Below are 11,669 nucleotides of genomic sequence, written 5' to 3' on the forward strand. Positions count from 1 at the left end.
ATGGTCTGGCAGTCACATGCCCACAATGGCGCGTTTTCGACCGCCAACCGCACCTGGTTGCCGGTCCCTGCTGAGCATCTGACCCACGCTGTTGATGCCCAGCATGGCGTCGAGGGCTCGGTGCTGGAATATTATCGCGCCATGCTGGGGTTCCGCCACGCCCATCCGGCCCTGGCCAAGGGCAGCATTGAGCTGTTGCCCGTGCAGGGCGATGTGCTGGCTTTCATTCGCCAGCACGGCGACGAGCGCCTGGTCTGCGTCTTCAACATGGCCGAGGCTGCTACCGCCTATCGCTTGCCAGCGGGCATGCAGCCGCTCGACGCGGGCTGCCCCGGCGTCCTCGCTGCAGCCAGCAATGGCGAAATCAATCTCGAACCGTTCGGCGCCTATATCGGCGTGCTCTAGCCCACTTCGGGCAGGCGCGCGGCCACCAGGTCGCGCGTCAGCCGATGCTGCGGCTTGGCAAATATCTGTGCCGGCGCACCTTCTTCAACGATCTGTCCCGCCTCCATCACCAGCACGCGGTCGGCCATGGCGGTCACCATGTCCAGATCGTGGCTGATGATCAGATAGGTCAGCCCGAACTCGGCCTGCAACCGGGCCAGCAGGCTCAGCACGTCGCCGCGCACTGACATGTCCAGCGCCGAAACCGGTTCGTCCAGCACCACCAGCTTGGGCCGCGTCACCAGCGCCCGGGCAATCGCCAGGCGTTGGCGTTGCCCGCCGGAAAATTCGTGCGGATAACGCTCCAGCATGCCCGCTTCCAGTCCCACAGCCTCAATGGCCTCAACCAGGCGCGCCGGCACGGTCTCACGCCGCAGATCCGGCTCCAGCCGCAGCGGCTCGGCCAGCGACCTCCCGATCGTCAGGCGCGGATCAAAGCTGCCAAACGGGTCCTGAAACACCAGCGTCACATCGCGCCGCAAGCGCTGCGGCAGGTCCGCCCCGTGATAGCGCTGCCCACTGAGCGTGATCTGCCCGCTGCTGGCCGTGTCCAGACCGACGATGATCTTGGCCAGCGTGGTCTTGCCGCATCCCGATGGCCCCACCAGCGCCAGGCATTCCCCCCTGCCAATCTGCAGGCTGACCGCATCGACCGCCCGCACCGGCTCGCGGGCCCAGATCAGCACCCCGCCACGGCGGTAATCCCGCGTGACCTTGTCCAGGTTCAACAGCGCGTCGCCAATGGGTTGGCGCACCAGTGTTGGCATCACAAAGCGCGATGCCGCCACCAGCAATTGGGTATAGCTTTCGCGTGGGCGCGAGAACACCTCGGCTACCGGGCCGCTCTCCACCACGCGCCCTTCATGCAGCACCGCCACTCGCGAGCACAGCGCCGCCACGGCCTTGAGATCATGGCTGATGAACAGCAGCGCCATGTGCCGTCGCTCGCAGATCTCGGCAATCAGATCGAGCACCATGCGTTGGGTAATCATGTCGAGCGCCGAAGTTGGCTCGTCAGCAATCAGAATGTCGGGCTGGCCGGCCAGCGCCATGGCGATCATCGCCCGCTGGCGTTGTCCCCCCGAAAGCTGGTGCGCAAAGCGCTCGCCATGCCGGGGTTCCAGTCCCACCTCGGCCAGCAACTGCGCCACGTCGACGTTGACCATCTCACCGGGGTTCAGCGCGATGGCTTCGGCTATCTGCGCATTCACCCGCATCAACGGGTTCAGCGCCGTCATCGGCTCCTGAAACACCATGCCGATCCGCTTGCCGCGCAGCCGCGCCATTTCGCGTTCGGAGCGGGGCAGGGGCACGCCATCGAGGGCAATGCTGCCCCCCATCTCGGCGCCTTCCGGTAGCAGCCCGCTGATTGCCAGTGCTGTCAGCGTCTTGCCCGAGCCGCTCTCGCCGATAATGCCGAAGCGCTCGCCGCGCTGCAGCGTCAGGCTGACATCGGCCACCGCCGCCATTGTTCCGAAATGTACCGACAGACCCGATAGTTCAAGCAAGGACATTGGTCGGTCCTTGCCGCAGGCGTGGGTCGATGGCGTCGCGCAGGCCGTCGCCGGCAATATTGAGGCCGATCACGATCAGCACGATGGCAATGCCGGGCAGCAGGGTCAGCCAGGGATGGATCAGAAACACCCCCTGGGCGTCGCGCAGCATCAGGCCCAGGCTGGTTTCGGGCGGCTGCGTGCCCAGCCCGATATAGCTCAGCCCGGCCTCCGCCAGTATGCCCAGCGACATCTGGATGGTGCCCTGCACGATGAGCAGGCTCATGATATTGGGCAGCAGATGACGATAGGCAATCCTCGTATTGCCCAATCCCGCCAGCCGTCCCGCGGCAACAAAATCCAGCGTCGCAATGCTCAGCGCGCCGCCCCGCGCCACCCGGGCGAACACCGGAATATTGAAGATGCCAATGGCGATGATGGCGTTTATGGCGCCCGGCCCCACCAGCGTGGTGATCAGGATAGCCACGATCACGGCAGGAAAGGCGAAGATGAAATCGGAGAACCGCAGCACCAGCCATTCCACCGGCCCGCCCCAGGCGGCCGCCAGCAGCCCAAGCGGCACCCCGATGCCGGCGCCGATCCCCACCGCCAGCGCCGCCACCAGAAAACTGGTCAGTGTGCCCGCCATCAACAGCGAGACCATGTCGCGGCCCAGATTGTCGGTGCCCAGCCAATGCGATGCCGTCACCCCGAGAAACCGCCGTCCGATATCGATGTCGGCGATGGGGAAGGGGGTCCAGACCAACGATACCAGTCCCAGCAGCGCGAACAGCAGCGTCGCGCTCAGACCAATGGCCAGGCTGGGATGGGCCAGCAGCCGTCTCATGAGGGTGGTCCTTCGCGCAGCCGTGGATCAACCAGCCCATAGGCCAGATCGGTAACCAGCATGGTCAATGTCACCGCAATGATCAGCACGATGGTGGCGCCCCGCACCAGGGTCAGATCACGCTGGGAAATAGCGGTGAAAATCAGTCGGCCCAGCCCGGGCAGGTAGAACACATTCTCGACGATGATCGTGCCGGCAATCAGGAACGCGAATTGTAGCCCCAATATTGTCAGCACTGGCAGCAGCGCATTGCGCACGCCGTGCCGCCAAACGGCCTCGCCCATGGTCAGTCCCTTGGCCCGGGCGGTGCGAATGAAATCCTGCCCCGTCACATCCACCAGCGCCGTGCGCATCACCCGCGCCAGTATCGACGCCTGCGGCAGCGCCAGCGCCAGACTGGGCAGGACAAGACTGCGCAGCGCCGCACCGGCATCTTCATGCCAGGGGGTAAAGCCGCCCGGCGGCAGCCAGCCCAGCGTCACGGCAAACAGCAGCGCCAGCAACATGCCAAACCAGAAACTGGGCACGGCGACACCGGTCTGGGCCAGCACCATGATGGCCGTGTCGAGCGCCTTGCCACGCCGACGGGCCGCCAGAATGCCCAGCGGCAGCCCGACCACCATCGAAATGAGCATGGCAAATAGCGATAGCGGCGCGGTGACCCCCAGCCGGTCCCAGATCAGGTGCGCCACTGGCGCGCGCTGCGTGTAGGACATGCCGAAATCACCCTGCAGCATGCCCCAGATCCAACCAGCGAAGCGCTGCGGCGCCGGCACATCCAGTCCCATCTGCATACGCAGCCGCGCCACCGATTCCGGCGTCGCATTCATTCCCAGAATGAACTGTGCCGGATCGCCCGGCAGCAGATCGAGCAGCAGGAAAATCACCAGAGCCGCAACTAGCAGCGTCGCGGCAAAGCCGAGGAAACGGCGGAGGATGTAAACGATCATGCGAGCATCAATTCCGGCCCGCCCCCACGTCTTCCCCACAAGGGGACGGGAGGCGATGGGGTCAGGTTCAGCACCAGATTTTCGATGTTGCGCCGCATAGGCTTCCCTCCCCCATGCGGGGAGGGAATGAGGGTGGGGGTATTCACGTGCGCAATGCCGACGGGCTTACTCCGCCCACTTGATATCGCGCAGCACCAGGCCCTCGATGGGCGAGTTCTGCCACATGCCGCTGAGCTTGGCGTTCCACACGCCCGTCTGGGCCAGTTCGAACAGATAGCCATTGACCGCGTCCTTGGCGAGGATGGTCTGGGCCTCGATGGCCAGTTCCTGGCGCTTGGCTTCGTCGGTCGTGCCATTCAGGGTCTCGATCAGCGCCTGGAAGTCGGGATTGTCGTAGCCGTAGTAGTAGTCGGGGTTGGCATAATTGCCAATGTCGAACGGCTCCACATGGCTGATAATGGTCAGGTCGTAATCCTTGTTGGAATACACGTCCTCGATCCACTGCGCCCATTCCACGTTGATCAGCTCGAGCTCGATGCCGACCTTGGCGAACTGGCTGGCAATGATCTGCCCCGAGAGCCGGGCATAGGCGACGGGCGGCAGCTTCAGCGTCGCGCTGAAGCCATCCGGATAGCCGGCCTCGGCCAGCAGCGCCCTGGCCGCCTCGATATCAAACGGATAAGTGCCGGTCAGGTCGACATAATAGGGATTATGCGGCGCAAATGGCGCCCCGATCGGCACGCCATAGCCATAGGTGGCGCCGTCAATGATGGCCTGCCGGTCAATGGCATGGGCCATGGCCTGGCGCACCTTGAGATTGTCGAACGGCGGCTTCTTGTTATTGGTGGTGAGGATGGTCTCGCCTTCAGTGGTGCCAACCAGCACCTTGAACTGCGGATTGTTCTCGAACACCGCCATTGCTTCGGCGGCGAAATTGTTGGTGCCGTCAATGTCGCCGGCCAGCAGCGCATTGGTCACTGTTGCGGTGTCGCCGATGAACACATAGGTCGCCTTGCTCAGATGCACGGGCTCGCCCCAATAGGGGCCATAGGCCTCCAATACCACCCGGCTGCCCTTGTCCCATTGCACAAAGGCAAAGGGCCCGGTGCCGATCGGCTCATTGGCGTTGTTGTCGGCGCTTTCAGGCGCCACGATCACCGCGTCACCGCGCCCCAGGTCAAACAGGAAGCGGCCGATGACATGGTCCAGCGTCATTTCCACGGTCAGCGGATCGATCACCGTCACGCTCGTGATCGGGGTGAAGAACTCCTTGTGCGCATTGACGCTGTCTTCGGACAGGATGCGATCGAAGGTGAACTTGACGTCTTCGGCATCAAAGCTGGTGCCGTCGTGAAAGGTAACCCCGTCCTGCAACGTGAAGGTATAGGTCAGCCCGTCATCGGAAATGCTCCACGCGCTGGCCAGCCCCGGCTGCACGGCGCCGTTCTGGTCAATGCGGGTCAGACCCTCAAACACGTTCTGATAGACGACGATGTCGATGGCCTCAGCCGCCCCGGCGGTGGGGTCGAGCGCTGGTGGCTCCAGCGCCACGCCGATGCGGATTTCGCTCGGCTGCGCCAGTGCCACGCCGGCCATGCCGACTGCCAGTGCCGCAGCGAGCCCGAATGCCTGCAACGTCTTGTCCATAGGTAACTCCCAGTTTCGGCGGTTCAGCGCCGTTCGATCATTCAGCTCGGAGGGCGGTGCATCAGGTGCCAACCCGCCTGTCCCCCAGCCTCAGGATCATGCCGGCGCGTGAGGCTCCGGCTCCCATAACGCGAGCATATACGGTATCGCCACTAACATGGCAGCACGCACAAAGGTTATACTTTCCTACGATCGCCCAGTCTCGTGGCAAGAATGACCGGAATGAGCCCCGCCAGCACAATGAAGAGGGCGGGCAGCGCCGCCTGGGCGAATAGTCCGACATTGGCGCGCGAATAGACCAGCGTCGCCAGCGTGTCCACGCCCAGCGGCCGCAGCAGCAGGGTGGCCGGCAATTCCTTGACGATTTCGACGAACACCAACGTCCCCGCGCTCAATATTGCCGGCATCAGCGTCGGCAGGTCGATGCGCAGCAGCAAGCCCAGCCGCCGTTCTCCCAGCACCCGCCCGGCATCGAGCATCGCGTCGCCCCGCTTCTTGATGGCGGCGTCCAGCGTCGAATGGCTGACGGCGAGAAACCGCACCGTATAGACATAGAGGAGCGCCGCCATCGACCCCGACAGGATCAGTCCGGGCCGCCACCCAGCCAGCGCCATGGTCATCCGGTTGAACCACAGATCGGCCTGTCCCAGCGGCTGCAACAGCCCCAGCGCCAGCACGGTGCCGGGAATCGCGTAACCCAGGGTCGCCAGCCGGATCGCCCCGCGCCCGGTGGGGCCCGAGCGCTGCGCCAGCTTGGCCGCCACCAGCCCAACCAACACTGTTATCAGCGCGCCCAGACCGGCCAGGATCAGGGTGGGGATCAACGCCGTTACAGTCTGGCCCAGGCTGCCGGGCCCCAACCCGCGCAACGCCAGATAGCTCAATTGCCCCACTGGAATGCCGAACCCCAGCGCCAGCAGCACGAGGCAAAATCCGAATGCCAGCCAGCGCTGCGGCCCCATCAGATATTCCCGCGCGGGCGGCACCCGGCTGTCGCGCCGGCCCAGATAGACCCGGTCATGCCGGGCTCGCTGTTCGGCAGCAATCAGCAGTCCGATCACCAGCACCACGGTCACCGCCAGTTGCGCCGCGCCGCCAAAGTCCGAGCGGTTGATCCAGGTCGAATAGATGATCGCGGTGATGGCGTTGATGCCGAAATACTGCACCGCTCCCAGATCATTGACCACTTCCATCATCGCCAGTGTGATACCCACCACCAGGGCCGGGCGTGACAGCGGCAAAGTCACGCTGAAAAACGTCCGCATGCTGCCGGCTCCAAGCGTTCGGGCCGCTATATTCAGCGAGGTCGACTGCATCAGGAAAAACGCCCGACAGGCGACATAGACATAGGGGTAGAGCACGCTGGACATGACGATCACCGCGCCCCATCGGCTGCGGATATCGGGGAACCAGTATTCCTGCAGCGTTGTGGCGCCGTTGAGCCCCCGCAGCGCGGTCTGGATCGGTCCGGGAAAGCCCAGAAATTCCACATAGCTATAGGCGGCCAGATAGGTTGGCACCGCCAGCGGCAGCACCAGCGCCCAGTCAAACACCCGCCGCAGCGGAAACTCATAATGCGTCACCAGCCAGGCCGCAACCAGCCCGGCGCAGCCGGTCGCCAGACCGACACTGACCATCAGCCAGCCGGTTTCGCGCAAGGCGGTGGGCAGCATGGTCACGGCCAGCACATTGCTGCCCGAGGCGATTGCCCCCAGCGCCGACCAGCCCAGCCACCCAATGGGCAGCCCCATCAAGGCCGCGAGCAGAAGTGGAACGACCGGCAGGGCAACTGCCCTACCGGTCCATGCATTCTGGCGTTGGAATGGTGCGCCCGAAACAGCGCGATTCCGCGTCACTAGTTCTGCGCGCCTTCGTTGAACTTGAGCTCATCGACAAGGGCGGCCGCTTCGTCACGATGTGCGGCAATCTCGGTCAATGGCGTCTTGGCCGGGTTCAGCTTGCCCCAGCTCTGGGTCAGTTCGGCAGGCGCCACCGAGGGCACTACGGGGAATTCGTAATTGGTGTCAGCATAGATCTGCTGCGCCTCGTCCGAGAGCAGAAAGCCAATCAGGGCATTGGCGTTTTCTGCATTGGGTGCATACTTGGCGATGAAACCACCGGCCACATTCACCTGCGTGCCATCACCATCGGCATCAGGATAGATGATGCGCGCCGCCGCGGCCCATTGCTTCTGCTCGGGCTCGGCATCGTTATTGAGCATGGCGCCCATGTAATAGGTATTGGTGATCGACAGATCGCAGGTCCCGGCCAGGATGTTCTTGACCCCCTCGCGGTCACTGCCCGCGGGTGGATAGGCCAGATTGTCACGTACGCCGGCCAGCCAGGTGCGGGTTTCTTCGAGCCCATTGGCGGCGATCCGCTGGGCGATCAGGCCGATATTGTAGGCATGGTCGCCCGCCCGGGTGCACAGACGGCCTTTCCATTCGGGCTTGGTAATGTCGTCATAGCTCAGCGCCGTGGCGTCAACGCGATCCTTGGAGACATAGAACACCCGGGCGCGCAGCGACAGCGCGGTCCAGCTGTCGTCCTCGGCGCGGAACTCGGCGGGCACGCGCTCGTCAAGCATCGGGGTGGTGATCTTCTGGGTCAGGCCACGCTCCTGGGCGCCCACCAGATTGCCGATATCGACAGTCACCACCACATCGGCCGGTGACAATTCGCCTTCTGCCTCCACCCGCTCGAGCAGGCCATCGCCGGCATAGAGCACATTGGCCTTGATCCCGGTTTCCGCCGAGAACCGATCGAGCAAGGGCTGCAGCAGGCTCTGCTCGCGATAGCTGTAGATGTTGACTTCGCCGCTCTGGGCAAAGGCCGGGGCGGCAGCGCCGGCCAGGCAGGCCGTGGTCAGCAGAGCGACCGAAAGGCGCGCGATGTTGGTCGTGTTCGTCATGTTGGTCTCCGGTTTCAGGCGAGGTTCAAGGGCTCGCTAAACTGTCGACCTTCTCCCCGATCGCGCCGGGCAAGTCAATATTGTCTAGTAAAATCAATGATTTAAACTCTAGAAACGTTCAAAACTGGCGCGCAATTGACTAGATAAAACAGGCCACTAGCGAATTGAGCTTCGCTGATTTTTTTCCTGCGACATAGTGCGCAATACCGCGAGCCTATTCGTCCACGTCGCTCGTTGGCAGGTTTTCTACCAGATCGGCGGGGATTTTGAGCGTAAACAGCATCCCCATTTCGCCCGCTGGATCGACCGACAGCGAGAAGGCGTTGACTGCCAGCAGCGAGCGCGTCAGTGCCAGTCCGACGCTGGAGCGCACCGGTGCCAGCGCCTTGCCATCGCGCCCGGGGCCGTCGCGGAACACCACGAAGCGCTCCGCCATATCGACGGCGTTGAGCGAACTGTCGCGCACATGCACGGCAATCCCGCCGCCATCCTCACGCTGGGCCGAGATCACCACCGCCCCGCCCGTCGGGCTTTGATCAATGGCGCTGGCCAGCAGGTTGAGCACTGCCTGTTCCAGCGAAGCCCGATCCGCGGTCAGCCGGGGCAGGGTCTCGGAAATGCCGTTGCGCACAATCACCCGCGCATTGCGCGCCTGTTGGCGAATGCGCACGATGCAGCTTTCCAGCAATTCGGTCAGATCAATGCTGGCACGCTGCGGCAGATAGCGGCCATCGCGTAGCCGCGCGTAATCTTCCAGCTCGTCGACCAGTGCGACGATTTCCTGGCCAGCGGCGCCGATGTCGCGCGCATAGTCCTGCAATTGGGCAGCTTCGGCAGTTGGTGCTGTATTGCGGAGCAGTTCGGCAAAACCAATAATGGTATTGAGCGGGCGCCTCACGCCCCGGCTGATCCGTCCGAGCAGCGCCGGGTCTGCGTCCGAGGGGCCTGCCAGGCGCACCGGGGCCGGGGTCCGCCCATGCACAAAGCCGAAATAGCCGGTCACCACCCCGGCCTGACCTTGGGCAAATATCGAAATTTCCGCCTTGCCTGTGGCCGATAGCAGCTTCAGCCATGGCCGCGCCGTCTCGGCAAAGCGGGCGGGCCGCTCAAGGAACTCGCGCAGTACCGCAACATCGGCAGCGGCGATCAGATTGGCCAGGAGTTTGCCTTCCACCGGTCCGTCCCGGCCCAGCAGGGTGCTGGCCCGAGCCGTGATAGTGCTCACCACGCCGGTCCGGTTGGCTTCAAAAAAGCCATCGCCGCGCACCTCGGCCACCGCCTGGGCGAAGGCGTTGACGGCCCCTTCGTGACCGGTCCGCACCTCAGTGCTACTGGCTGACAGCATCAAGGCGGGCCGGCCATGCCACGAAATCGACTGCAGCCGCGCCGTGACCGGGATCAAGGTGCCGTCGCGCTGCACCAGATGGTTGACTGGTCCGGCTTCCTGGCCCTCTGGCCCCGCTGCGGGGAATACTGCCGCAAGCCCGCCCTGCCGCAGCGCTTCAACCGATTCATAGCCCACCATCTCGGTGATCGCACGATTGGCGAACAATACCTGCTGGTCGCGGAACACCAGAATGCCCAGCGGCAGGCGGTTCAACACCAGGGTCTCGCCGCTGAGGCTGATCAAGGCGCCACTTTGCGTGGGGCTGGATGTCGGAGCCGGAGGCGGGGCAGGGGGCGGCAGGCTGGATTCACCGACCCGATCATTGAGAATGCGCGACAGCTCGTCAAAATTGTAGCGCGACACGCGCTCGACGATCTCGGGATCGGTGGCTGGTGGCGTCGCGATCTCGGCCAGGGCGGCATTCAGACGTTGCGCGGCCTCGTCTGCCGCATCGGCATCAGCATCAGCCTTTGGCCCATCGCCTGCGGCTGCATCAACTGGAGCATCCAGTGCCTCCAGCGCCGCGAGATCCGTTTCGGCTTCCGTTTGCTCGCCCGGCTCGGCATTCTGCTCGGCGCTGGCATCGCGCTCGCCCGCCTGCAGCGATGCCCGCATGTCATCGCCGACCTGTTCAAGCTCGGTCACAGGCTCGCCCTTTGCGGCCGCTGGTCCGGCAAAAGTGTCATCGGCTGCGCTCAGCGGTGTATAGAGCGCCTCATCTGCTGCCAGCCTGTCCACCAACTGGCTCAACCGGCTGCCCGTTTGTGGAAGTTCCGCCTCGGGCGCAGCAGTCGCCTCCGCCTCCGGCACATCGCTGCTGGCATCGACTTGGGGCGGCTCGTCTGCGGCTGGTGTGGTGACCGCGCTCAGCGCTGGTTCGGCGTCCTGCTCGGCGTCGCGCCAATTATCGAGCGCCCGCGCATAGGCGGTGTCGTCGGCTGCGGCGCGCGTCTCCGCACTCAAGGCGGGCGGTTGGTCCTGTGTTTCGGGCTCGGCCGTGACGTGATCGTCTTCGCCATCCCAAGCGGCAACATCCTGGCTGGCCGGTGTATCTTCGGGCGCGTTGGACGATTCGGTGCTGACCGGCGGCTGGTCGGCAGTTGCAGTCTCTGGTGGCAATGCCGCGGTGTCGTCCGCCGCCGAGGCACCTTCGTCTGGGCCGGCAGCCAGTATCGCGGCGTCGATCGGGTCAACGCCGACGATCAGCAGCACACTCTGACCATCCTGCCAGATCAGGGGCGTGGTGACGCAGGTCGCCGATGCCGGCTTCGCCCCGGCGAGAAACTGAATGCGCGCCAGGCTGCTGCGATCGGTCGAGCCCAGCCGGATATTGCGGGCGACCTGTCCCTTGATCGGCACGGCGGGCGACGCCAGCTTCAGCCCGTATTTTTTCAGCTTGGCGAGGAAAAGCTCGGCCGCCGGATTGTGCCAGAGCAATGTCTGCCCATCATGCGACCATAGCCAAGCCGGCCGCGTGTCTGCGGCATGCTGCAGCACACGGCGTGCAGTCGGCGATGTGGTCCAGTCAGCATTCATGAACTGCCGTCGTCTCCGTTCCGGGGGGCTGGCATCCGATTGTGCCATTCCGGCACAGTTGTGCCCGGAACCTTAAGCTTTCTTCAATATAGTGCGGGTCGCGCACGGTCCATAGCGGCACGCCGTCCCCAGCCCGGCTTCGCCCGGCATGGTTAAGCGCCAAATCCTGTCAAACTGTGATGTGCAGGGTCGCCTTGGGTGTTTCCCACCGTCCTGGTGGCCGATAAAATGCTTGGGAACTTGCGCAAATGGGTGCTTGTCATCCCCGATTTCTCGCCCTATGTTCCGCCCGCTGTCGGGATGCGGCTTCGCCCCACCCCTTGATAAGCTTTGCCGCCTTAGCTCAGTTGGTTAGAGCGCTAGATTGTGGATCTAGAGGTCCTCCGTTCAATCCGGAGAGGCGGTACCATTCTCCCCCAGTTCCCATCATTGCGACAAGCGCAGCGCTGCTAGC

General features: G+C 64.1%; 8 protein-coding genes and 1 tRNA gene. 2 read left to right on the plus strand and 7 right to left on the minus strand.

From position 1 onward, the window contains the following. On the plus strand, window positions 1–405 hold a 405-nt coding region (locus Q8O80_RS21055; protein WP_305583031.1), incomplete at its 5' end, for an alpha-glucosidase C-terminal domain-containing protein. On the opposite strand, the gene Q8O80_RS21060 is transcribed toward Q8O80_RS21055, so the two are convergent. From Q8O80_RS21060 to Q8O80_RS21090, 7 genes are all read right to left on the minus strand, one after another. Further along, window positions 402–1,958: an ABC transporter ATP-binding protein gene (locus Q8O80_RS21060; protein ID WP_305583033.1), complete on the minus strand. Its 1,557-nt coding sequence runs from the start codon at window positions 1,956–1,958 to the stop codon at window positions 402–404. The genes Q8O80_RS21055 and Q8O80_RS21060 overlap by 4 nt on opposite strands. Beyond that, entirely contained in the window at window positions 1,945–2,784 is an 840-nt protein-coding gene (locus tag Q8O80_RS21065) for an ABC transporter permease (RefSeq protein WP_305583035.1), read from the minus strand. The genes Q8O80_RS21060 and Q8O80_RS21065 overlap by 14 nt, the downstream gene beginning before the upstream one ends. After that, entirely contained in the window at window positions 2,781–3,734 is a 954-nt protein-coding gene (locus Q8O80_RS21070; protein ID WP_305583037.1) for an ABC transporter permease, read from the minus strand. Before Q8O80_RS21070 ends, Q8O80_RS21065 begins: the two co-directional genes overlap by 4 nt. Before the next feature lie 165 nt (window positions 3,735–3,899). Further along, window positions 3,900–5,381: an ABC transporter substrate-binding protein gene (locus Q8O80_RS21075; RefSeq protein WP_305583039.1), complete on the minus strand. Its 1,482-nt coding sequence runs from the start codon at window positions 5,379–5,381 to the stop codon at window positions 3,900–3,902. 176 nt (window positions 5,382–5,557) lie between these two features. Next, the gene (locus Q8O80_RS21080) at window positions 5,558–7,132 is read right to left on the minus strand and encodes an iron ABC transporter permease (RefSeq protein WP_305583041.1); all 1,575 of its coding nucleotides are present in this window, start codon (window positions 7,130–7,132) and stop codon (window positions 5,558–5,560) included. A gap of 104 nt (window positions 7,133–7,236) precedes the next feature. Beyond that, window positions 7,237–8,292, minus strand: a complete 1,056-nt coding sequence (locus Q8O80_RS21085) for an extracellular solute-binding protein (RefSeq protein WP_305583043.1) — start codon at window positions 8,290–8,292, stop codon at window positions 7,237–7,239. A 214-nt stretch (window positions 8,293–8,506) separates the two neighbouring features. Continuing rightward, the gene (locus Q8O80_RS21090) at window positions 8,507–11,215 is read right to left on the minus strand and encodes a histidine kinase dimerization/phospho-acceptor domain-containing protein (protein WP_305583045.1); all 2,709 of its coding nucleotides are present in this window, start codon (window positions 11,213–11,215) and stop codon (window positions 8,507–8,509) included. 332 nt (window positions 11,216–11,547) lie between these two features. Here Q8O80_RS21090 and Q8O80_RS21095 point away from each other — a divergent pair. Further along, window positions 11,548–11,624 (plus strand) — tRNA-His (locus tag Q8O80_RS21095). Window positions 11,625–11,669 lie beyond the last annotated feature (45 nt).

It is taken from the genome of Devosia sp. (assembly GCF_030689745.1).
GTDB lineage: Bacteria > Pseudomonadota > Alphaproteobacteria > Rhizobiales > Devosiaceae > Devosia > Devosia alba.

Coding starts and splice junctions, on each gene's coding strand:
- Q8O80_RS21075 (WP_305583039.1), bottom strand. CDS start 5,381: ATGGACAAGACGTTGCAGGCATTCGGGCTCGCTGCGGCACTGGCAGTC.
- Q8O80_RS21080 (WP_305583041.1), bottom strand. CDS start 7,132: ATGGGGCTGCCCATTGGGTGGCTGGGCTGGTCGGCGCTGGGGGCAATC.
- Q8O80_RS21085 (WP_305583043.1), bottom strand. CDS start 8,292: ATGACGAACACGACCAACATCGCGCGCCTTTCGGTCGCTCTGCTGACC.
- Q8O80_RS21060 (WP_305583033.1), bottom strand. CDS start 1,958: ATGTCCTTGCTTGAACTATCGGGTCTGTCGGTACATTTCGGAACAATG.
- Q8O80_RS21070 (WP_305583037.1), bottom strand. CDS start 3,734: ATGATCGTTTACATCCTCCGCCGTTTCCTCGGCTTTGCCGCGACGCTG.
- Q8O80_RS21090 (WP_305583045.1), bottom strand. CDS start 11,215: ATGAATGCTGACTGGACCACATCGCCGACTGCACGCCGTGTGCTGCAG.
- Q8O80_RS21065 (WP_305583035.1), bottom strand. CDS start 2,784: ATGAGACGGCTGCTGGCCCATCCCAGCCTGGCCATTGGTCTGAGCGCG.